The sequence below is a fragment of the Sediminibacterium ginsengisoli genome (assembly GCF_900167075.1).
In the GTDB taxonomy this organism is placed as follows: Bacteria; Bacteroidota; Bacteroidia; order Chitinophagales; family Chitinophagaceae; genus Sediminibacterium; species Sediminibacterium ginsengisoli.
On the sequence record NZ_FUWH01000004.1, the window covers coordinates 178668 to 201428 of the forward strand.

Sequence of the window (22761 nt, forward strand, 5' to 3'; positions counted from 1 at the left end):
TTATTTTACAATTAGTCTTTGGTAGAATTAAAGTTTGTTGAATGCGCAGGGCCGTTGATCAGGCTCAGCGTTATTTCGTTCCTGTTCACTTTACTCACATCATGGATGTCCATCATCAGCTTCGGACTGCGGCCATCGTTCACCGCTGCGAACGTTTCAGCAGGTTTATGCATACCTACCGAACCTGCATAGTGTCCCTGAGATATCACAGAATGCCTGTCTACAAGACGCGGGCCTTCGATCACCCAGTCGCTTGTCTGTTTCTTTTCGAAACGGCAGGTATTACAGATCCATTCTTCCACTTCGCCCCACTGGTCTTTTCTTGCCGTTACACGGTATACTTCATCGCCCCTGTTCCACAAGGTTACTTTACCGCTGCAGGTAGGACAATCACGGTGTGCTTCAACAGGTTTCAGGAACCATACGCGGTTCTTGAACCTGAATGTTTTATCGGTGAGCGCACCCACAGGGCAAACATCGATCACATTGCCGATGAATTCGTTGTCGAGGCTCTTTTCGATGAATGTTGCAATTTCCGCATGATCGCCCCTGTCGAGCACACCATGCTCTCTTTTGCTGGTGAGCTGGTCTGCAGTGAATACACAGCGGTAGCAAAGAATGCAACGCGTCATGTGCAGCTGGATATAAGGTCCGATATCGTGCTTTTTAAATGTTCTGCGCTGGAACTCGTAGCGGGTACCTTCTTTGCCATGTTCGTAACTCAGATCCTGCAGGTGACATTCGCCGGCCTGGTCGCAGATCGGGCAGTCGAGCGGGTGATTCAGCAACAGGAACTCTACTACACCTGCTCTTGCATCCACTACTTTTTCGCTGGTGATGTTCTTCACTTCCATTCCATCCATAACGGTGGTACGGCAGGAAGCTACCAGCTTGGGCATCGGGCGCGGATCTTTCTCTGAGCCTTTGCTTACTTCCACCAGGCAGGTACGGCATTTACCGCCACTGCCTGCCAGCTTGCTGTAATAGCACATGGCCGGTGGCGCTACTTCACCACCGATCTGGCGTGCCGCATTCAGGATGGTTGTTCCTGCCGGTACTTCGATGGTGATGTTGTCGATGGTTACTTTAAAGAGTTGCTGTTCCGACATATTCTTTTATTTCTTACTGCCCTTTTCAAAAGCAGTGTATCCATTGATTATTCTTTTTTCACTACGCTGTTGCTGGCACATGGATCGGGTCGGCATAATGCGCCAGTCCGTAATTCCTTTGCTGCGCTTCTTCCGGATGCAGCACATGCCATTCAAATTCATCACGGAAATGCCTGATCGCAGCGGCTACAGGCCATGCTGCTGCATCACCCAGCGGACAGATCGTATTTCCTTCGATCTTGCGCTGGATATCCCATAACAGATCGATATCGCTCAGTTTTCCTTTTCCGTATTCGATGTTCTTCAGGATCTTTTCCATCCAGCCGGTTCCTTCCCTGCATGGCGAACACTGTCCGCAGCTTTCATGACGATAGAAACGCGCAAGGCTCAGTGTATGGCGTACCACGCACTGGTCTTCATCCAGCACAATAAAACCGCCCGAACCCATCATGGAGCCTGTGGCAAAACCGCCGTCGCTCAGGCTTTCATAGTTCATGTAACGGGTTTCACCTTTGGCTGTTTTGAGCAGAAGGTTTGCTGGTAAAATCGGCACCGATGAACCACCCGGAATACATGCTTTCAGTTTTTTACCGTTGGCGATACCACCGCAATATTCATCTGAATAAATAAATTCTTCTACAGATATCGTCATGTCGATCTCGTAAACACCGGGTTTGTTGATATTGCCGCAGGCAGAGATCAGCTTGGTTCCGGTAGAACGGCCTACGCCGATCTTGGCGTATTCCTCACCACCCATATTGATGATAGGCACAACCGCCGCAAGTGTTTCCACGTTATTCACCACTGTGGGACGCATCCATACGCCCTGTACGGCAGGGAACGGAGGTTTGATACGCGGGTTACCACGTTTACCTTCGAGTGATTCGATCAGCGCGGTTTCTTCGCCACAGATATAAGCACCTGCACCGCGTTGTACATGTATGTTACAATTGAAACCGGTACCCAGGATATTGTTACCCAGGAACCCGTTGTTCTTTGCTTCGCTGATCGCCTGCTCAAGGATATCCACGATCCAGGCATATTCGCCGCGGATGTAGATATAAGTATCATTGGAGCCGAGCGCAAAAGAAGATACGATCAGGCCTTCGATCAGCAGGTGCGGAATGAATTCCATGAGGTAGCGGTCTTTGAAAGTACCGGGCTCACTCTCATCGGCATTACATACCAGGTGACGCGGAACACCCTCGGGCTTGGCAATGAAACTCCATTTCATGCCCGCAGGAAAACCTGCACCGCCACGTCCGCGGAGGCCACTCTTCTTCACCTCTTCCACAATCGCTTCAGGACCCATTTCCTTCAGCGCTTTCTCCACGCTGCGGTAGCCACCTTCACGGCGATAGACATCAAAATAGCGGATGCCTTCTACGTGTGCTTTCTCTAATAATAGTTTTATACTCATAACCTGACTGAATCTTATTTATCACCCGAATAATTATGGCAGTTTTACGGCTTGTCTTGCTACCAGTTCCCAATCCTTGTCTTTCTTCTTTACCCAGGTCTGCAATATTCCCAAACGTAAAACGCCTTCTTTTCCTTTGTCCATTGTCCTGGCTTTTAAAATATGCCTTGCAATGGCGGTATTGCCTTCTATGAATACCGTAGCGCTGTCCATTTTAAAATCCTCATAGGTCATGGTGTTCGCTACAGCGTTCCTGATCATTTCCTGTTTGTCTTCCAGCTTACCGGTAGAATGACCGAAACTCACTTTATCCGACAAAAGCGCGTTCAGCGCCACGCTGTCCTTATCTGCAAAAACAGCTTTGTTCAGTGCCTTTATTTTATTCATCACTTTCTGCTCCTTACCGCCCTGGGCCAACACGGCACCGGCGGTTGCGAGCATCAGTATAAAGGTTAAAAGTTGTTTCATTTTATTGCTTTAGTTCATGTTCGCAGCCTTGCTTCTGCACTCTTCAATGATCGCGTCTACCTTTTCTCTGGTCAGGTGTTCGCGGTAATGTTTGCCGAGCTGCATCATCGGTGCATAACCACAGGCACCAAGGCATTCTACGGTTTTCAGCGTAAACATACCATCGCTGGTAGTTTCTCCCGGTTTGATACCCAGCTTCTCGCCGATATAGGCAATGATATCATCGCTTCCACGCAGCATGCACGGGCCGGTCTGGCATACTTCAAACATGTATTTGCCTACCGGTTTCAGGTTGTACATGCTGTAGAAAGTAGCTACTTCATACACTTCTATGGAAGAGATCTGCAGCATTTCTGCCACATAATCCATTGTCTCGGCGCTCAGCCAGCCACCAAAGCTGTCCTGTGCAAGATGCAATACCGGCAGCAGGGCGCTTTTTTGTTTTCCTTCCGGATAGCGGCTTACCAGGCGATTGAATTCTGCCAGTTGTTCTTCTGAAAATTTCACCATTGCTGGTTAATTATTTGTTGTTCGTTTATGTGTTTCTCTTGGTTCTTCTTATGCATCCAGTTCACCTGCAATCAGGTTCAGGCTACTCATGGTCACGATCGCGTCGCTCAGCATGCTGCCTGTAACCAGTTCGGGATAAGCCTGGTAATAGATAAAGCAGGGCCTCCTGAAATGCAGCCTGAACGGCGTTCTTCCGCCATCGCTGATCAGGTAAAAACCCAGTTCACCGTTACCGCCTTCTACTGACTGGTATACTTCGCCTTTCGGCATATCCACTTCACCCATGATAATCTTGAAATGCCAGATCAGCGCTTCCATTTTCGTATATACATCTTCTTTTTTAGGAAGATAATATTCCGGCACATCTGCATGGTATACTTCCGCTTCCGCGCCGGTGAATGATTGTATTTTCTGATATGCCTGTTCTATGATGGAAAGGCTCTGCCACATTTCTGCATTACGCACCAGGAAGCGATCATAGTTGTCGCCCGTAGTACCCACCGGAACCGTAAACTCAAAATCTTCGTAGCTGCTGTATGGTGCATGCACACGCACATCGTAATCTACACCTGCGGCCCTGAGGTTCGGACCTGTAAAACCATAATTCAATGCTCTTTCCGCACTGATGGCACCGCCGCCCTGCGTACGCTCCATGAAGATGCGGTTGCGGGAGAACAGGTTCTCGAACTCCTTCAGCACTTTCGGATACTCTTTCAGGAATTTTTCCAGTTTTGTAAACGCGGTATTGTTGAAGTTTCTTTCAAAGCCCCCGATACGGCCTATATTGGTTGTGAGGCGCGAGCCGCACACTTCTTCATAGATCTCATAGATCAGCTCGCGGTACTGCATTACATACAGGAAGCCCGTATACGCACCGGTATCCACGCCTACAATTGAATTACAGATCAGGTGATCCGAGATACGCGCCAGCTCCATGATGATCACACGGAGATAGTCTACTCGCTTTGGTGTTTTAACACCCAGCAATTTTTCACAGGTAAGGTGCCAGCCCATGTTGTTGATCGGGCTGCTGCAATAGTTCAGCCTGTCTGTCAGCGGCGTGATCTGGTAAAGCGGCCTGCGTTCTGCCAGTTTCTCAAAAGCACGGTGGATATAACCCACGGTCTGTTCTGTAGAAACAATACGTTCGCCGTCCAGTTCCATGATATTCTGAAACACACCATGTGTTGCAGGGTGCGTTGGCCCTACGTTCAGCGTTGTGGTCTGTGTTTCTATAGAGCCTTCCGGCAGCTTAATATGTTGATCCTGTGTTAACATCATTTATTGTGTTACCAGCTTAAAAATATCTGTTCAACTTTGTTGTGTCACTCACTTCAGCGGTTATCTGCTCTTCAGCTATCACCGCATTTATTATCCCCTTCCGAACATTTCGTCATCCTTGTCGATCCTGGTCTGGTCTTCCAGCGGATATTCCTTGCGCATAGGGAAATAATCCATCTCATCTACATTCAGGATCCGCTTCAGGTTCGGGTGCCCTACAAAATTCACTCCGTAGAAATCATAGGTTTCGCGCTCCATCCAGTTGGCTGTGGAGAAGAGTTGGGATGCAGTATACACATCCGGCTCCGCCACACTTGTGAATACTTTGAAACGGATACGTACATTGTCGCGCAGGTTATGCAGATGGTACACTACTGCCAGTTCCCGGCCCGGCTGATCCGGGTAGTTTACGGCGCAGAGATCTGTCATAAAACGAAACTGCAGTTCTGCATCATCGTACAGGAACTGCATTACTTTCAGGTTCTGATCTTTGGGCGCTTCAAAGCTGAGCATACCGTAGGTATCTTCAAAGTTGAAGACCTGTTCGCCAAACTTCTCTGTCAGTCGCTGTTGAATATATTGGTTGCTTAATTCCATACCCAAACCCCGCAGGGATACTTGTTTTTTATGAATGACTTTTATTTCCCTCCGTTTCTCAGGGGAAACAAAAGATTACTGAATTCCGTAGCTGTCCATCAATGCCTGGTATTGCGGACTGTTCCTGCGCCGGATGCTTTCCTGACCTACCAGTTCCTGGATCTTCATAAAACCATCCAGGATCGCTTCGGGTCTTGGCGGGCATCCAGGAACATAAACGTCTACCGGTATTACCTGGTCAATACCCTGCAGTACGCTGTAAGTATCGAAGATACCGCCGCTCGATGCGCAGGCTCCTACTGCCAGTACCCAGCGTGGCTCAGCCATCTGCAGGTATACCTGACGCAGTACCGGTGCCATTTTCTTGGCGATGGTACCCATCACCATCAGCAGGTCGCACTGACGTGGTGAAAAGCCCACACGTTCGGAACCAAAACGCGAGATATCATAATGCGAACCCATGGTAGCCATGAATTCGATACCACAGCAGGACGTAGCGAAAGGCAGCGGCCAGATCGAGTTCTTACGCGCAAGGCCAACCACATCGCTCAGCTTGGTTGTAAAGAAGCCATCACCGGAATAGCCTGCAGGGGCTTCCGCCACTGCAACAGCGCTGTTGATGTCTCCTTCTTTCGGATGAATATTAAATCTTACAGGACGTGCCATAATCTTTTATATTAATTCAGCAAACCGGTTATCACTTACAATCGCACAACGATCATGCCCTGCCGGCTGCCAACTGTTAATCATATTGTTAATCCTCCCACTTAAGGGCACCTTTCTTGATGATATAGATAAAGCCTATCAGGAAGAAAGAAACAAACATCAGAACTGCTCCAAAACCACTCCAGCCCAGCTCGCGGAAGTTTACTGCATACGGATAAAAGAAGATCACTTCCACATCGAACAATACGAACAGGATCGCTACAAGGAAATACTTGATCGCTACCGGTTGCCTTGCATCGCCATGATTCTCGATACCACTCGCAAAAGTTTCAAGTTTATCGGCAGTTTTCCTCTTCGGACCCAGCAACTGTGATACACCAATCATCGTTGCCACAAAGCCTGCGGCAAAGATCAACTGGATACCGATCGGGAAATAATTTGCAACTGAATTATTATCAGCCGCATCTAACAACAAAAATGGCCAGTTCATGTTAAAACATTAATTGTCACGCAAATGTAAGCCAGCGAGGCATATAAATGAAAAACTCCCCGTTTTTGGGGAGTTTTTTATCAATTTATTTTTCAGTGCCATTTGCTTTTGCATTGGAGCTGGTGCCGCTGGTTGCGCCTGATTTAGGGCCAGGTTTGGCAGGGGCAGGTGGTTTAGACAGTGCTTTTGTCAGCTGCTCTTTTGCCGGCTTGGCAAAACTGTCCTCCGGATCGATCGCCAGGATTTTGTCTACAGTTTCAAGTGCTTTTGTATAATCTTTTATTTTATCTGCATATAATACTGCGATATAATAATACTGCCTTTTGATCAGGTTCGCATTTTTCGCCTGGTCTTTAGACAGGAATGTGATATACTGCTCTACAAAAGGTACTGCTGTTCCCTTGGTGCTGTCTACATCCTGTGCCATTGCTACCTGGGCTGCAAAACGGTATCCATAGATCTGGTCAGGGAATTTCTGGATGTACTCAGCGCTCAGTTTAGCGGCTTCGTCCAGTTCGCCCGCCTTAACGGTTGCGTCAACCAGGTAATAGTAATCCGTATTGCTCATTTCTTTCTTCAGTGCTGCATTTTTCTTCAGCCATACCAGCTGACTTTTGGGATTGTTTGCTTTCGCATACAGGCCTGCTGCCAGTTTGGTGTAGTTCAGACGGTTCTCGGTTGATGTATCATTGGCCATTGCTTTCTCGATATATCCTACCGCTGCATCTTCGCTTCCGGGGAATTTAGACAGGATCTTTACCGCCAGCTCATAGTCTGCAGGTTTGATCTTTTCCTGAGGAATGGTTGCAAAATATTTCTCGATGTTTGCTTTCGCCTGTACGGAATCTCCGCTCCTGTCGTAGTTATATGCATATACCAGTTGCAGTGCAGGGATCGGTGTTGCTCCGGCGCTGGCTTCTATTTCCTTCGCTTTTGCAATACTCTCACTGTAACGGCCCGCGCGGAACAGGTAATCTGCCAGGAACAGATCGTTCTGCGGATCTTTATCTGCTGCTGCTACATATTTATCCAGGTATTCTTTTGCCTTGTTGATATCCTTGTCAGAATAGTAGTTATACAATGCATAGTATACTGGCGGGAAAGCCGGGTCAGCAGCGATCGCGTCGTTAAAGAACTGCTCAAACAATTCCTTGTTATTCTGGCTCAGGTAAATACGGCCGATACGGTATTTCGCTCTGGCGTTCTTAGGATCACGTGCAATTGCTTCTGTATAAGCTTTTACCGCTTCACCACCGTATTCACCACCCATTTTCTGGTAGTTGATACCCATATTGATAAAGATATCAGCATTGGTGAGGTCGATAGCGCCGGCCTGTTTCAGTTTGTCGATCGCATAGGCAGGATCTCCCTGTTTGCTGTCGCCATCTGCATTCGCACGACCGATCGCATTCAGGATAGAAGGATTCGGCTTGCCTTTATTTTTACCTTTTGTTTCTGTTGTTGCAGTGATTGCCTGCTCAAATTTCTGTTTGGCAGCATTGATATCGCCGCCTTCCAGGATTTCCATATGGCCCATACCTACGAGCAGCCAGGCATCGCTGCCCAGTTCCTGCATAGCTTTCTGATATACATCTTTTGCTGCTTTAATAGCATCTTTGGTAGGAGCCAGATCACTGGCTACCAGTGATTGTCCATACCAGTATATGGTCTGCGGATCCTTTGGATTGGCATCATACGCTTTCTTCAGGAGGTCTTTTGCCGTGTTGTACTTCTCGTAACTCAGGTTCTTGATCCCATCAGCGAGTTGTGCCATCAGCGACTTTCCCAGCATCAGCGCAGCCATCATCAATAAAACGATCTTCTTCATTTGTCTGTTTTTATAGTTGTTCTATTAATCTGAATCTTTAATACTACTTGTTCTTTTATCCAGGGCCATTATTGCCGGGGCAAGAAAGGCGCTTCTGAATATCAGCTGTCCTCTTTCCAGGCTCATGAAGTTCATGAATCCTGTACCAAGCCCGGCTGTGTTTTCTTTCAGCACGTAGTACAAGGGACGTGCCAAAGGGTATTGCATATATGTTATAGTTGCCTGTGAAGGCTTTGCAAAGAAGCCTTTCTCGGTACAATTAACACATTCTACAAGACCCAGTCTTATTTTTTTCATATACTCCTGCTGTGCCGGATCGTAGCTGTCGCCTACCCAGCTGAGGCCTACAAAGCCTATCACATCTGTTCGCTGCGATACCTGGTTGATCACACCGAGACTGTTCTGTTCTGCCACAACATTACTTCCGAAATTACCGCCGCGCAAAACGCTGTCTTTCAGGAAACGTACGGTACTGGTTGCATTCTGGCCATCCATCACTGCTGTAATTTTTTCCTTTCCGGAAAGGATCGCTTTCAGCCGCTCCATGGTGAACAGACTGTCCTTTGCGTCCTTATTTATAATTACAGCTACAGCATCGTATGCCAGCACGGCATACTGCGGTGTATATGATAACTTATCCTTATAAAAAGAGCTCTCCTGTTTGTTCAGCCCGCGTGCCACAATGATCATGCGGGTGCTGTCTGACTGCAGATCGCGGAAACACGTTGCTTCAGACGTATAGGTTACATGGATATTGGTGTTGGGAAAAGAAGAATGATGCACGTGCAGCTGCTCTTCAATCACCGGTTTAAAACTTTCATCCACACTAATCCGAATACTGCCTTCCTGCGGGGTATCCCTTTTATCAGCTTTATCCGGGGTCGTTTTGCATGCGTTGAAGATCAACAGCATCCCTCCCAGCACAATTCCATATAACAAACCAGCTTTTCTCATCTTAATAATCGCTCTTGAATCCCCTGTATAACCTGAATCCGCCATACAATACACAAATGCCTCCAAACAGGTAACGGAACATATTATCGATGCCGCTCAGCTGCTCAATCCGGAGCTGTTCTGCAAATAACATAACAACAGCCATTCCAAGGATCAACAACGCCATTGCAAAGTCATATACCCTGCGCATCAAAGTATAACTTTTCTGCTGTTTCTCTCTAAAATCGTTCGCCATTTTACAATTTGTTAAAACCCGGGTGGGCAATTTAGTTAATAATTGTATTCGGTTCGTAGAATTTGCAACCCAATTTCAAACAAATCAACCTGTTTCCAAAGTAGAGATGCTTATATGATTTTTTTCCATAAATCCATGTACGGGTGAATACGGCAGCTTCCCGTGTTTAACAGCTCTTTAGTGTTCTCCCTTCAAAACTCCCTGTGTGCTATTATCTTTGCGGTTATGAGGATACTTATGGTTTGCCTGGGTAATATCTGCCGCAGCCCGCTGGCAGAAGGCATTCTGCATCATAAAGCCCTGAAGCTGGGGCTGGGCTGGGAAGTAGACAGCGCTGGTACTTCCGGTTACCACAACGGGGAAGCCCCGCATGTGCTGTCGCAGAAAATCGCCTCGCTCAATGGCGTGGATATAGCTCTGCAGCGTTCCAGACAGTTCCGTGCAGAAGATATAGACAATTTTGACCATATCTATGTGATGGATTCCAGCAACTACCAGGATGTAAAAAAGATCTGTGGCAGCAGGTGGAATGATAAAAAAGTTTCTTTACTGCTCAACGAATCATACCCGGGCGAAAACAGGAATGTTCCTGATCCGTGGTATGGCACCGAAAAAGATTATCATCTTGTTTATGATATGCTGGATAAAGCCTGCCAGCAGGTGATCGCCAAATATTCCTCACCAATTATTAATTGTACTATATGAGCAAACCGTCATTACCACAGGGCACAAGGGATTTCAGCGTAGCTGTGGTTCGTAAACGAAACCATATCTTTAATACCATTCGTTCTGTTTTTGAACTGTACGGCTTCCAGCCACTGGAAACACCGGCCATGGAAAACCTTGATACCCTGATGGGTAAATACGGCGAAGAAGGTGATAAACTGATCTTCAAAATACTCAACAACGGGCTCGACAATTCCGCCAAACACGAGCAGGCGCGCGCCGATTTCGAAAAAGTGCTCGATGGAAAAAACACAAAAGGTATTACCGAAAGGGCGTTACGTTATGATCTTACCATTCCTTTTGCCCGTTATGTAGCGATGAATTACGGTCAGCTTACACTGCCGTTCAAAAGATACCAGGTGCAACCTGTATGGCGCGCAGACCGCCCGCAGAAAGGCCGTTACCGCGAATTCTACCAGTGCGATGCAGATGTGGTAGGCAGTAACAGTTTGCTGAATGAAGTAGAACTTTCAAATATTTACGCTACCGTTTTTGAAAAACTCGGTGTGCGTGTTGAGATCAGGATCAACAGCCGTAAAATACTGGCTGCACTTGCTGAACTCTGCGGTGGTAGTGATAAAATGGTTGATATTACCATCGCTATCGACAAGATCGACAAGATCGGGCTGGAGAAAGTAAAAGAAGAATTATTACAAAGAGGCCTGCTTGCAGAACAGGTGACCAGGATCGAACAATACCTTTCCATCAGCGGCAGCAACGAAGAAAAACTGCAGCAGCTCCGCCAGCTTATCGGCAACAATGCCACAGGCCTCGCAGGTATTGCAGAGATCGAATTCGTGCTGGGCTACACCGGTCAGCAGCATAACCTGGTGGCAGACCTTACGCTTGCCCGCGGCCTTAATTATTATACCGGCATCATCTTCGAAGTAAAAGCATTGGATGTGCAGATGGGAAGCATCGGCGGCGGCGGCCGTTATGATGACCTTACCGGTCTTTTCGGCGTTCCGAATGTACCCGGTGTAGGTATCAGCTTTGGCGTGGACCGTATTTATGATGTGATGGAAGAACTGAACTTATTCCCGGAAGCAGTACAGACCGGCAGTAAAGTCCTTTTCTTTAATCTTGGCGATGCAGAAAGTAAAAAAGCTTTTGAACTGATGCAGCAGTTACGCGGATCAGGGATTGCCTGCGAACTCTATCATGAGAACAGCAAGTTCGACAAGCAATTCAAATACGCGGAGAAAAAACAGATCCCCTTTGTTGTAATTATCGGCAGTACCGAGCTCGCAGAAAATACCTGTGTGATCAAGAACCTGAAAGAAGGCAAACAGGAAACAGTGGCGCAGGCCTCGCTGTATGAAAAAGTCAGCATTTAACTTTTAAACTTTTGGAAAGTTTTAAAACTTTCCAAAAGTTGGGGAAAAAACACCCCGCATTCTACCGGCAGCATATCATTCATTATTTAAGATAAATGCTTTGCTGCCGGTATTTTATGCCTGTTATCTGAACCTCTGGCACAATATTGGGTTGTTTGGGAGAAAAACAGGTATGAAGCGACTCCTTTACTTATATCTTCCGGTTATTCTGCTCATAGCCAGTTGTTCTAAAAAAACAACTCCGTCCAAATCAACACAAAAAAAAGAGCCGCCGGTTACAGTGATCCTTCCGCCAACGCAGGTATCTCCGGTTCCGCCAACGCCGCCTGTGGTTGATTCTGCAGATGCCGAAGTAAGTACTGCTGCGAGCCCGATGATCGTGATCGATGGGGATGGAAAGGTCATTACCTCAAAAGATAAGCTGCCTGCATCCATTGCATCAAAAGCCAACTACAGGATCATCGCTCGTTCATTTACGCCCGTGCAGAAGAAGAATCTCATCTATCGTTTCAAGATGATCCCTCCCAAAGTATTGTATGTGCCGGAAGAATACGTTTCCAAAAGCGCGAAAGGGAAATACTGCGTATACCGGAAGAAATTCTGGTACTGGCAGAAATCCGATGGTCTTTTTTACCTCGACGAAACTTATTACAAATAATTAAAGTCCTTCGTAAATCACAGCAGCGCCCTGGCCTACACCTACGCACATTGTGGCGAGTCCGTATTTATGACGGCCACGTTTCATTTCATGCAATAAAGTTGCCGAGATGCGCACTCCGCTGCAGCCCAGCGGGTGACCGATCGCAATGGATCCGCCATTTACATTCACTGTGGCAGGATCCAGTTCAAGATCGCGCATACACGCAATGCTCTGCGATGCAAACGCTTCGTTCAACTCTACAAGGTTAAGGTCTTTTACTGTTAATCCGCCGCGCTGTAAAGCTTTGCGGCTTGCGGGAATGGGACCAACGCCCATGATGGAAGGATCCACGCCTGCGATACCCATGCTCACTACCCGCGCCAGCGGCTGCAGGTTGAATTGTTTCACCGCTTCTTCGCTGGCCAGCAGCATGGCTGCTGCGCCATCGTTGATGCCGGATGCATTTCCTGCTGTTACGGTACCGTCTTTTGCAAAAGCAGGACGCAGCGATGCCAGTTTTTCAAGTGATGTTTCGCGCGGATGTTCATCCTGCGCAAACCAGCTGATCAGCCTGTCGTTGATCATTTCCACAGGAATGATCTCATCGTCCCATTTTCCTGCCTTCAATGCAGCTGCATATTTTTCCTGCGAAGCAAGTGCGAAACGGTCCTGCTCCTCCCTGCTTACGTGCCATTGTTTGGCCACGTTCTCAGCTGTTTCACCCATGCTGTACGGATGGTACATTTCTGCCAGCTTTTTATTTACAAAGCGCCAGCCGATGGTTGTATCGAATGTTTCTGTTTTCCTGCTCCAGGCTGCTTCGCTTTTTGCTGTTACGAAGGGAGCCCTGGTCATGCTTTCCACTCCGCCTGCAATATAAAACATACCTTCTCCGCACATGATGGCGCGCGATGCATCCATTACGGCCTGTAAGCCGCTGGCACATAACCTGTTCACGGTATTGCCGCCTGTTGTTACCGGTAAGCCTGCAAGCAATGCTGCCATTCTTGCCACGTCACGGTTGTCTTCGCCGGCCTGGTTAGCGGCACCTGCGATCACGTCTTCAATGGCAGCAGGGTCTACGTCGGGATTACGCTTTAAAATAGCACTGATCACATGAGCAAGCAGGTCATCGGGCCTGATGGTGCTTAACTTCCCGCCGTAACGGCCGATTGGTGTTCTTACCGCATCTATAACATAACAGGTTTTCATATGCTTAATCGTTTCCTGGCGAACAGGTATGGTGAATTGCGCTGCAAGATAAGTTTATTAGGATTTCATATGAACAGTATAAAACAGTAAAATACCCTGATGATGCTATCTTTGCAGTATGAATACGCAGTTACCGAATATAAGGCACTTGTCTGCCGAAGAGCTTGGCGCCTGGTTTGAAAAAGCAGGTGAGAAAAAATTCCGCCTCAAACAGGTGGAGGAATGGCTCTGGCAAAAGCATGCACACAGCTTCGAGGCCATGACCAATCTCAGCAAGGAACTGCGTAACAGGCTGAGCAGCAGCTTCTCCCTGCCTGCATTACGGGTTGATGCCACACAATACAGTGCGGACGGTACCGTTAAAAGCCGCTTCAAAACTTACGATGATCACCTGGTGGAAGGTGTGCTGATCCCTACAGAAGACCGGAAAACAGCCTGCGTTTCATCGCAGATAGGCTGCAGCCTGAGCTGTAAATTCTGTGCAACGGGTTATATGGACCGTAAACGCAACCTGGGCTTCGATGAGATCTATGATCAGGTTGTACTCATCAACCAGCAAAGTGAAAAGGTATACGAACAGAAACTGACCAATATTGTTTTCATGGGCATGGGCGAGCCATTGCTCAATTATAGCAATGTGATGAAGGCAATAGAGAAAATATCTTCTGAAGACGGGCTTTTCATGAGCCCTAAAAGGATTACGGTATCTACAGCAGGTGTTGCCAAGCAGATCAAAAAACTGGGCGATGATAAAGTGCGTTTCAAACTGGCATTGTCGCTGCACGCTGCAAATGATGAGAAACGGAACCAGATCATGCCGATCAATGAATCGAACAATATCAAAGTATTGATCGAAGCACTCAATTACTTCTACAAGCAGACCGGTAACGAGATCACACTCGAATACATTCTCTTCAAAGACCTGAACGATGGAGAAAAGGATGCGGAAGAACTTGTTAAAATATACCGCCAGGTTCCGGCCGATCTTGTCAATATTATCGAATACAACCCGATAGATGCATTCAAGTTCACCAAACCGGACGAGGACAGCATACAGCATTTCATGCAGGTACTGGAATCTAACCGTGTGAATGCAAGACTTCGCAGAAGCAGGGGCAAAGACATCGATGCTGCCTGTGGTCAGCTTGCAAATAAAGAGTCTATTCCTGCCTGATAAGCGATTACCGGCACAGTTGCGGCATTCGCCTATAATGCTTCGTTAAGATATGTATTGCGCAGTTTCCGCGTTAAACCCGTACTGTCAGCATGCGTCAGATACATTGAAACAAAGCAATGAAACCATGAAAAAAATAGTTTTACTCAGCAGCAGTTTACTTGTTTTCGCATTATTTGCAACAGCACAGCGTCCGCCCGCACGACAGGGAAAACCCGGACAGGATTCAACACATGTAATGCCGATGCACAAACGTGACGGTAAACCAGGTCCCCGTTTCGACAAACGCAAACCAGGCGGAAGGCATGAGTTCGCAGGTGGAAGACACGGTTTTCGTGGCAAGGGAATACCACCCGTTGCACTCTCACCTGCACAGCGTGAGCAGGCAGGTAAGATCAGGCAGTCGTACAGGAAACAGTTTGACGACTTGAAAAAGAACGACAAACAAACCCTCGCCGAATACAGGGCAAAGGCAGGCGCGTTGCAGAAAAAACAGCACGATGAACTCCAGGGTATTTATACGGACCAGCAGAAAAAACAAATAGCTGATCACCGTAAACGCATGCAGATCAATGCACAGGCCCAGGGCGCGGCGCGACTGGAAAAAATGAAGCTGGCTGCGGGGCTCAGCGACGAACAGGTGAATAAGATTAAAGCCAGCCAGGCAAGTACGCAGGAGAAATTAAAGGCACTGCATGAAAATACATCTCTCGGCCGCGAGCAGAAAAGAGAGCAGATGAAAGCCTTGCTGAAAACACAGCAGGAAACCACATCTTCCGTTCTTACAGAAGAACAGAAAGCAAAGCTGAAAGAATTTTCAATGAATGGCAGGAAAGGCGGCGACAGGCGTTTTGACAAAAGAACCAGATAGACCGTGATTTGAATATACCCCCCGGTAACCCCTTCTCACCCTGTGAGGAGGGGTTTATTTTTTATACAGTACCTTTGTACTCCTGTTGAAAAACAGCAAAAAAGAACACATGCAAAAAAGAACCGACAATTTTGGCAAGTTTGCCAATAAGAAGAAAGGAAGTGCCATCAAAGAAGCCATCCGCCAGGAAAAGAAAAAGATAAAGGCTGAAGCCCGTGCCGCGGGTGAGGAAATGCGTCAGAAGAAGATCGAAAAGATGAGAGGGATCCGCCAGGAGCAGGAACCATCACGCAAGCCGGCCCATGGCAAAGGCAGAACAACCGATAAACCCTTTAACAGAAAAGCAGACAGTTCAAAAGCCGGTCCTGCCGGTTACAAAAAATCAGCAGCACGTCCGGAAGGCAGAACCGAAAGACCTGCTGCATCATCCAAAGAACCACGCCGTCAGCAAAGAACGGACAACAGGATGAAAACAGATCATCAGCCCGATAAGAAGAATGAGCATATCAGCAGCGAACAGATGCCGCTGAACAAATTCATTGCACATGCCGGTGTCTGCGGAAGAAGGGAAGCAGCCGAACTGGTGAAGGAAGGAAAAGTGGTCGTGAACGGCGACAAGGTATTCGAACCGGGCTATAAAGTTTCCGCAAAAGATAAAGTAACTGTAAAAGGAAAGCAGGTATTCCTGCAGAAGAACGCCGTATATATCCTGCTGAACAAGCCCAAGGATTTCATCACAACATCCAATGATCCGCAGGGAAGAAAAACGGTGCTGGACCTGGTAAAAGGCGCTATACCGGAAAGGATTTACCCTGTTGGCAGGCTCGACCGTAATACAACCGGAGTGCTGCTGCTCACCAACGACGGTGAACTGGCACAGAAACTGACACATCCTTCTTTTGAAATAAAAAAGATCTACGAGGTAACACTCGATAAACCCGTTACCAAAAAAGACCTGGAATCCATCCTCAGCGGCATAACACTGGAAGATGGCGTGATTACCGCCGACGCAGTGGGTTATGCCGATGCGAAAGATAAAAGCATTGTAGGCATTGAGATCCACAGTGGCAAGAACAGGATCGTGCGACGCATCTTTGAACATCTTGGTTACGATGTAAAAGCGCTTGACAGGGTGATGTTTGCAAACCTTACCAAAAAGAATGTGGATCGCAGCAAATGGAGATTCCTTACCGAAAAAGAAGTAAGGCTGCTGAAATACATGAACAAATCTTTTGTACGCAACAATAAAAATGCACCGGGCAAAAGCAACGCAAAACAAATCGAAGCAGAAGACTGATCCATCATTACACACCTGTACAGCAAGCATCATTTATGAGACCAGATATCATTGCAGAGAACGACCAGTTCATTGCCCTGAATAAGCCATCAGGATTACTCAGTATTCCCGACAGGGCAGGCGAGGAAATATCACTGAAAGACATCCTCAAAGAGAAATACGGCCAGATCTATACCATTCACCGCCTCGATAAAGACACAAGCGGCATTATTGTTTTTGCAAAAAACGAAGACAGCCACAAACAGCTCTCCGCATTATTTGAGGGAAGGGATGTAGAAAAATATTATGTAGGATTGGTTCATGGCATTCTCATGAACAGCAGCGGCAGCATCGACGCGCCGATCATGGAGCATCCCGGCAAAACGGCAAAGATGATCACGCATGTAAAAGGGAAAGCATCTTTAACCGATTACGAAGTACTGGAAACATTCAGGCAGTACAGCTGGCTGCAGTTCCGCATACATACCGGCCGCACACACCAGATCAGGGTGCACATGCAGCATATCGGGCATTCTATTGTTTGCGATGAGATCTATGGCGACCCTTCTCCTGTCCTGCTTTCTGCATTGAAGAAGAAATTCAAATTATCCAAAGCAGATGAAGAAGAACGGCCTATCCTGTCGAGGCTTGCACTGCATTCACACAAACTTTCATTTACATTGAACAATGAACGTTTTGAGCTGGAAGCGCCACTCCCAAAAGACCTGCGTGCAGTATTGCAGCAGTTGAAAAAATGGTCGGCCGCACGTTAATCCTGTTTATAAACGACGCCGTTCTTCATTACAAATTTCACTTTGCCCATACTGCTGAGATCGGTAGCCGGGTTGCCGTTTACAGCAATAATATCGGCCAGTTTTCCTTTTTCGATACAACCGATGATATCGGATGTGCCGAGCAGATCAGCAGCATGTAAAGTAGCAGCACGAATGGTTTCAAGCGCAGGCATACCTGCTTCATTCATGTAGACAAATTCAAGCCAGTTGCGCCCGTGTGCATAAACGCCCGCATCCGTGCCAAAAGCGATCTTAACACCTGCTTTGTAAGCTTTGGCAAAAGTGCCTTGTATTTTAGGACCGATGGCGAGTGCTTTGGGTGTTACGAGCGGCGGAAAATAACCCGGTTTTTTGGCAGAGTCGGCCACGGATTTTCCTGCAATAATGGTGGGTACAAAATACGTCCCGTACTGCTTCATCAGCTCCATGGTTTCATCATCCATATAAGTACCATGTTCAATGCAACTGACACCTGCGCGCACTGCACGTTTCATGGCTTCGGCACCATGGCAATGGGCAGCTACCTTAAATCCGTAATCTTTCGCAGTTGCAACAATGGCCTTCATTTCAGCTTCGGTAAACTGGGGGTTCTCGCCGCTTTTTGCAACACTCAGCACACCACCCGAAGCTGTGATCTTGATTACATCGCTGCCTTCCTTGTAGCGCTGGCGTACTGCTTTTGCAGCTTCATCCGCACCGTTGATCACGCCGTATTCAGGACCAGGATCACCCATGAGATCGCGCCTGTAGCCATTGGTAGGATCAGCATGTCCGCCGGTTGTTGCAATGGATTTGCCAGCAGTATAAACACGCGGACCTTTGATCAGTCCTTTATTGATCGCATTGCGCAAAGCAATGTTCACGCCCGAACCGCCGAGATCTCTTACCGTGGTAAATCCGCTGAGTAAGGTTCTTTCCGCAAATACAACAGACTGAAATGCATAATCTGCAGGGTTGAACGTAAAGGTTTCCATGTAACGGTTAGGGTTGGTTTCCGTTTCAAGATGTACATGCATATCGATCAATCCCGGCATCACGGTCGCATCTTTCAGATCGATCGTTTTATCACCGGTTCCAGCGGCCACATAACCCTTCTGTACATCAGCGATAAGGTTACCTTCCGTAATTATGGTGATCTCTTTCTGAACTTCCAGTTTTTTAACATCGATGAAACGGCCGCAGTAGATATAAGTGCGCTGGGCGTACATGGCACATGTAATGACCAGTGCCGTTAAGAGGCAGAAGAGTTTTCTCATGCAGTGTATTTTGATACAGGTAAGATAAGAAAACTCTGTGAATGGCGGAAGAGGCTGAAATAAAAACGTGGCCTGCAGACCAGCTGCAAGCCACGTTCCTTCTATGCATCAGTACTTATTATTTATTCGGCTGCGGAGTATAACGCAGGTATGGTTTTATTACTTTAACCCCTTTCGGGAATTTGTTGATGGCGTCTTCCGTACTGATGGCAGGCACAACAATCACATCTTCACCTTCTTTCCAGTCGGCAGGTGTGGCCACGCTGTATTGCGCGGTAAGCTGTAAAGAATCGATCACACGCAGTACTTCGTAAAAGTTCCTGCCGGTAGATGCAGGATAAGTGATCATCAGTTTTATTTTTTTATCCGGACCGATCACGAACAACGACCGCACTGTGAAAGTTTCGGAAGCATTCGGATGGATCATACCATAGGCATTCGCGATGGATTTATCCTCGTCTGCAATGATCGGGAAACCCACGTTCACATTTTGCGTTTCGTTGATATCGTTTACCCAGCCATGATGTTTGTCAAGCGGGTCTACACTCAGCGCCAGCACTTTTACATTGCGTTTTTCGAATTCACCCTGCAGCAATGCTGTTTTGCCAAGCTCTGTGGTACATACCGGCGTGTAATCTGCGGGATGCGAAAAAAGAACGCCCCAGCCATCGCCCAGGAATTCATGGAACCTGATATCGCCTGCGGTAGTGCTGGCGCTGAAATCCGGCGCTATATCGCCTAAACGTAAGCTCATAACTGTTGATTTTAAAGTAAAAGTAATAATATCCTACCAAATAAGTAGACTTTAAAAATAATAAAATTATCTCTACTTTCCTTTGTTTACTGTCCTGGCCTTCTGCAGTGCAGTTTTCCCGAATTTACTTTTTACATCATCGATCGCTTTATATAGCTGGTTTTTCTTTCCGGCATCTTCAAAAAGGCTTCCCTGCACCGGGTGATTGGTAAGCTCACTCAGTCGTACGCCGAGTAAACGTACCGGTTTCCCTTTGCGGTATAATTTGTGGAACAGGTCTATCGCTACCGGTATCAGTTCATCATCGCGCAGCGTATAATCGATGGTGGTTTGCCTTGATGTGGTTTCAAAATCCGGATAACGGATCTTGACAGCAATACAGCCTGTGAGCTTTTCATCCTGCCTTAATTCATAAGCCACTTTTTCGGTCATGCGTACCAGTTCCTGCAGCAGGAAAGCCACATCTGCGCTGTTTTCCTCGAATGTATTTTCGGTGGATATCGATTTTGCTTCGTGGTAAGGATTTACAATACCTTCATGAATACCCTGCGATTTACGCCATAATTCAGGTCCGTATTTGCCAAGTTTTTTTTCGAGCAGCGCTGCCGGGGTTTCGCTGATATCGCGGATGGTATGCAGGCCCATTTCTTTCAGTACCTGGAAAGTATGTTCCCCCACACCCGGGAATTTATTAACGGGCAGCGGCGCCAGAAATTGTTTTTCCATGCCGGGGCGGATGAAGATATAGCCGTTCGGCTTGGCTTCATCGGTAGCGATCTTGGCGATCATTTTATTCGTAGCCAGTCCGAAGGAAATAGGTAGCCCGGTGCTGTCGATGATCTCCTGGCGTAGTTCGATGGTCCATTTGTAGGGATCGAAGTATTTGTCCATCCCCGTCAGATCCAGGTAAAATTCATCGATGGAAGCTTTCTCGAACAAGGGAGCTTTTGCTGCGATGATCTCGGTTACCCAGCGCGAGTAACGGCTGTATTCGCCCCTTGTGCCGCGTACGACAATGGCATGCGGGCAAAGCTTCATGGCCTGGTGCATGGGCATGGCGCTCCTTACACCGAATTTGCGCGCTTCATAGCTGCAGGATGTTACCACGCCACGCTCCCGCGAGCCGCCTACGATCACAGCTTTCCCTTTGAGCGAAGGATCATTCATCACTTCCACACTCACAAAGAACGAATCAAGGTCGAAATGGGCAATATATCGCTGCGGCGCATTCATGTTACTGCAAGTTAGAGAATAGCCCGTAAGCTGCTTTTAAATTATATTTCTTTTAAAGGTTGCCTTTCATTTCTGTATTTTGGTGGTAATGACAGACGAGATTGCACAGCTCAGACAATTTACCCATTCCATTCATCCGCTCAGTGAAGCGGTATGGGAAGATTTTGCTGCCTGCTGGCGACCTTTTACCGCCGCCAGGAAAACTTTACTTACCGCAGCAGGTGATACAGAAAAATACCTGTACTTCGTAACGGAAGGTGTACAAAGGGCATTCTATACAACAGAAAGTGGCAAGGAAGCAACCATTGTATTCAGCTATCCTTTTTCTTTTTCAGGCGTTGCCGATTCTTTCCTGCTGCAGCAGCCGTCCCGTTTTTATTTTGAAACACTTACCCAAAGCAGTTTTATCCGCACATCTTTCCAGCAAATGAACACGCTGATGCAAAAACATCACAGTTTTGAAACCTTCGTGCGTACAGCAGTAAGTATGACGCTTGCAGGTGTGCTTGAAAGACAAATAGAATTACAGGCTTTTACTGCAGAACAGAAATTCCGCGCTTTATTAAAAAGGAGTCCGCATGTTTTGCGCCTGATCCCACATAAATACCTGGCTTCCTACCTCGGCATCGATGCCACCAACTTCAGCAAGCTGCTCGGCTCTGTAAAACTGTGAATTTAAAATCTTGGTATTCACCAAGATTTGTGCAGCATTCCAAGGTGAATTTTACAGTCATAAAAACAATTCTTATGCCTGTTTATTCTTCTAAAAAACTGATCCTCGCATTGGAGGAACAGACCGAACAATTCCTCGATATTGCCGTAAGTGAATGGCAGATGCTGCCCCATAGCCGCTTTGCACATAAAGCGGCGCCCGAAAAATGGAGTGCCAACCAGTGCCTGCAGCACCTGAACAGCTACGGCCGGTATTACCTGCCTGAACTTCGTAAGGCTTTGCAGAAAAGTACGGCCAATCCTCCTGCTGTATTTTTCCGCAGCGGCTGGCTGGGTAATTATTTCACAATGATGATGCTCCCCAAACCCGAAGGTGTAAAAGCGAATAAAATGAAAGCACCTAAAGACCATCAGCCTGTAACGAATGCAGACAGTTTTAAAGTGATTGCAGAATTTATAGAACAGCAGGAACAGCTGCTGAACCTGCTTCGTATTGCATCGCAGACAGATCTCAATAAAGCAAGGGTTCCGATTTCTATCGCTCCCTTTATCAAACTGAAGCTTGGTGATGTATTCAGCTTCCTGGTTGCACATAATTTCAGACATGTGTTACAGGCCAGCCGTGCACTGGTGACTGCCGGGGAAAAACCCAGAGAGCTGACAGAACTTGTATTTGATAACCTTGCGGCTTAGATCTGCCTACCTGTAAATATCGAGCAGTCCATCCGGCAAACTGACGTGTATCTCTTTTTTTGCCTGGTCAATCCGGTCCAGTGTTTCAGCGTGTAACGGGATGAGTGCTTCATTACCATTCAGGCTCACACGAAGCAGTACCTGGTGTGGCTGTTCGATTACTTCTTCTACGGGACCAAGATCTTCGTCTTCATCCGTGATCACTTTAAAACCGATCAGGGCTATCGGTGCTGCTTTTCCTGCCAGCTTGCGGAAGTCTGCATCCTGCAGCCATACATTGCGTGAAGTAAGCCGGTTAGCGGTTTCTTTGGTCTGCACACCTTCCAGTTTTATATAGGTCTCTTCTTCGTTCTTTGCTTTCGCCGATTCGATAAAATAAGGTAGATAGCTGCCTTTTCTTTCTTCGATAAAAAGCACCTCCACGCCTTTAAACAAGGCTTTGTTACCCAGTGCATGTTTCAGGATCAGTTCTCCGTTCAGTCCGAAGCTGGCTACCATCCTGCCAATATGAATGTATTCGTTCATGGCCGCAAATTACTGTCATTAACTATAAAAAAATACCCGG

General features: G+C 47.2%; 25 protein-coding genes. 9 read left to right on the forward strand and 16 right to left on the reverse strand.

The window, feature by feature from the left end:
* Window positions 1-11 precede the first annotated feature (11 nt).
* From B5D42_RS08945 to B5D42_RS08995, 11 genes are all read right to left on the reverse strand, one after another.
* Window positions 12-1109, reverse strand: a complete 1098-nt coding sequence (locus tag B5D42_RS08945) for an NADH-quinone oxidoreductase subunit G (RefSeq protein WP_078831140.1) — start codon at window positions 1107-1109, stop codon at window positions 12-14.
* 61 nt (window positions 1110-1170) lie between these two features.
* A complete protein-coding gene (gene nuoF, locus B5D42_RS08950; protein WP_078831141.1) occupies window positions 1171-2529 on the reverse strand; it encodes an NADH-quinone oxidoreductase subunit NuoF in 1359 nt (452 codons plus the stop codon).
* A gap of 33 nt (window positions 2530-2562) precedes the next feature.
* Window positions 2563-2997, reverse strand: a complete 435-nt coding sequence (locus tag B5D42_RS08955; protein WP_078831142.1) for a nuclear transport factor 2 family protein — start codon at window positions 2995-2997, stop codon at window positions 2563-2565.
* A gap of 9 nt (window positions 2998-3006) precedes the next feature.
* The gene (locus tag B5D42_RS08960; RefSeq protein WP_078831143.1) at window positions 3007-3507 is read right to left on the reverse strand and encodes an NADH-quinone oxidoreductase subunit NuoE family protein; all 501 of its coding nucleotides are present in this window, start codon (window positions 3505-3507) and stop codon (window positions 3007-3009) included.
* Window positions 3508-3555: 48 nt separating this feature from the next.
* Window positions 3556-4788 (reverse strand): NADH-quinone oxidoreductase subunit D, encoded by a 1233-nt coding sequence (locus tag B5D42_RS08965; RefSeq protein WP_078831144.1) that lies wholly within the window; start codon window positions 4786-4788, stop codon window positions 3556-3558.
* Between the two features lie 90 nt (window positions 4789-4878).
* Complete coding sequence (locus B5D42_RS08970; RefSeq protein ID WP_078831145.1) at window positions 4879-5385, reverse strand: NADH-quinone oxidoreductase subunit C; 507 nt, start codon at window positions 5383-5385, stop codon at window positions 4879-4881.
* A 75-nt stretch (window positions 5386-5460) separates the two neighbouring features.
* Window positions 5461-6051 carry an NADH-quinone oxidoreductase subunit B gene (locus B5D42_RS08975; protein WP_078831146.1) on the reverse strand — a complete coding sequence of 197 codons (591 nt, stop codon included), beginning with the start codon at window positions 6049-6051 and terminating at the stop codon, window positions 5461-5463.
* An 88-nt stretch (window positions 6052-6139) separates the two neighbouring features.
* Complete coding sequence (locus B5D42_RS08980) at window positions 6140-6541, reverse strand: NADH-quinone oxidoreductase subunit A (protein WP_078831147.1); 402 nt, start codon at window positions 6539-6541, stop codon at window positions 6140-6142.
* Between the two features lie 85 nt (window positions 6542-6626).
* A complete protein-coding gene (locus tag B5D42_RS08985) occupies window positions 6627-8369 on the reverse strand; it encodes a tetratricopeptide repeat protein (RefSeq protein ID WP_078831148.1) in 1743 nt (580 codons plus the stop codon).
* Window positions 8370-8393: 24 nt separating this feature from the next.
* The gene (locus tag B5D42_RS08990; RefSeq protein WP_176112956.1) at window positions 8394-9323 is read right to left on the reverse strand and encodes a PstS family phosphate ABC transporter substrate-binding protein; all 930 of its coding nucleotides are present in this window, start codon (window positions 9321-9323) and stop codon (window positions 8394-8396) included.
* Window position 9324: 1 nt separating this feature from the next.
* Entirely contained in the window at window positions 9325-9558 is a 234-nt protein-coding gene (locus B5D42_RS08995) for a hypothetical protein (protein ID WP_078831150.1), read from the reverse strand.
* Between the two features lie 225 nt (window positions 9559-9783).
* Here B5D42_RS08995 and B5D42_RS09000 point away from each other — a divergent pair, with 225 nt between their 5' ends.
* The 3 genes from B5D42_RS09000 to B5D42_RS09010 all read left to right on the forward strand — a co-directional run bounded on the left by B5D42_RS09000 (window position 9784) and on the right by B5D42_RS09010 (window position 12279).
* Complete coding sequence (locus B5D42_RS09000) at window positions 9784-10263, forward strand: low molecular weight protein-tyrosine-phosphatase (protein WP_078831151.1); 480 nt, start codon at window positions 9784-9786, stop codon at window positions 10261-10263.
* Window positions 10260-11621 carry a histidine--tRNA ligase gene (hisS, locus tag B5D42_RS09005; RefSeq protein ID WP_078831152.1) on the forward strand — a complete coding sequence of 454 codons (1362 nt, stop codon included), beginning with the start codon at window positions 10260-10262 and terminating at the stop codon, window positions 11619-11621. The genes B5D42_RS09000 and hisS overlap by 4 nt, the downstream gene beginning before the upstream one ends.
* Before the next feature lie 172 nt (window positions 11622-11793).
* Window positions 11794-12279: a hypothetical protein gene (locus B5D42_RS09010; protein WP_139367071.1), complete on the forward strand. Its 486-nt coding sequence runs from the start codon at window positions 11794-11796 to the stop codon at window positions 12277-12279.
* Here the strand turns inward: B5D42_RS09010 and B5D42_RS09015 are convergent, their stop codons facing one another.
* Complete coding sequence (locus B5D42_RS09015; protein ID WP_078831154.1) at window positions 12280-13473, reverse strand: thiolase family protein; 1194 nt, start codon at window positions 13471-13473, stop codon at window positions 12280-12282.
* A gap of 118 nt (window positions 13474-13591) precedes the next feature.
* On the opposite strand from B5D42_RS09015, the gene rlmN reads away from it, so the two are divergent.
* From rlmN to B5D42_RS09035, 4 genes are all read left to right on the forward strand, one after another.
* Window positions 13592-14647, forward strand: a complete 1056-nt coding sequence (gene rlmN, locus B5D42_RS09020) for a dual-specificity RNA methyltransferase RlmN (protein ID WP_078831155.1) — start codon at window positions 13592-13594, stop codon at window positions 14645-14647.
* A gap of 127 nt (window positions 14648-14774) precedes the next feature.
* A complete protein-coding gene (locus B5D42_RS09025; RefSeq protein ID WP_139367072.1) occupies window positions 14775-15518 on the forward strand; it encodes an ANIS5 family metal-binding protein in 744 nt (247 codons plus the stop codon).
* 109 nt (window positions 15519-15627) lie between these two features.
* Entirely contained in the window at window positions 15628-16815 is a 1188-nt protein-coding gene (locus B5D42_RS09030) for a pseudouridine synthase (RefSeq protein ID WP_078831317.1), read from the forward strand.
* On the forward strand, window positions 16815-17567 hold the full coding sequence (locus tag B5D42_RS09035) for an RluA family pseudouridine synthase (RefSeq protein WP_262507782.1): 753 nt from the start codon (window positions 16815-16817) through the stop codon (window positions 17565-17567). The genes B5D42_RS09030 and B5D42_RS09035 overlap by 1 nt, the downstream gene beginning before the upstream one ends.
* Here the strand turns inward: B5D42_RS09035 and B5D42_RS09040 are convergent.
* The 3 genes from B5D42_RS09040 to dinB all read right to left on the reverse strand — a co-directional run bounded on the left by B5D42_RS09040 (window position 17564) and on the right by dinB (window position 20831).
* Entirely contained in the window at window positions 17564-18844 is a 1281-nt protein-coding gene (locus B5D42_RS09040; protein ID WP_078831158.1) for a metal-dependent hydrolase family protein, read from the reverse strand. The two genes, B5D42_RS09035 and B5D42_RS09040, sit on opposite strands and share 4 nt — an antisense overlap.
* 118 nt (window positions 18845-18962) lie before the next feature.
* On the reverse strand, window positions 18963-19598 hold the full coding sequence (locus tag B5D42_RS09045) for a peroxiredoxin (RefSeq protein WP_078831159.1): 636 nt from the start codon (window positions 19596-19598) through the stop codon (window positions 18963-18965).
* 72 nt (window positions 19599-19670) lie between these two features.
* Window positions 19671-20831: a DNA polymerase IV gene (gene dinB / locus B5D42_RS09050; protein ID WP_078831160.1), complete on the reverse strand. Its 1161-nt coding sequence runs from the start codon at window positions 20829-20831 to the stop codon at window positions 19671-19673.
* A gap of 88 nt (window positions 20832-20919) precedes the next feature.
* On the opposite strand from dinB, the gene B5D42_RS09055 reads away from it, so the two are divergent.
* On the forward strand, window positions 20920-21504 hold the full coding sequence (locus B5D42_RS09055) for a Crp/Fnr family transcriptional regulator (protein WP_078831161.1): 585 nt from the start codon (window positions 20920-20922) through the stop codon (window positions 21502-21504).
* A gap of 74 nt (window positions 21505-21578) precedes the next feature.
* The gene (locus B5D42_RS09060; protein ID WP_078831162.1) at window positions 21579-22196 is read left to right on the forward strand and encodes a DinB family protein; all 618 of its coding nucleotides are present in this window, start codon (window positions 21579-21581) and stop codon (window positions 22194-22196) included.
* A gap of 6 nt (window positions 22197-22202) precedes the next feature.
* Here B5D42_RS09060 and rimM read toward each other — a convergent pair whose 3' ends face one another.
* Window positions 22203-22721, reverse strand: coding sequence for a ribosome maturation factor RimM (rimM, locus tag B5D42_RS09065; protein ID WP_078831163.1), 519 nt, complete (start codon window positions 22719-22721; stop codon window positions 22203-22205).
* Window positions 22722-22761 lie beyond the last annotated feature (40 nt).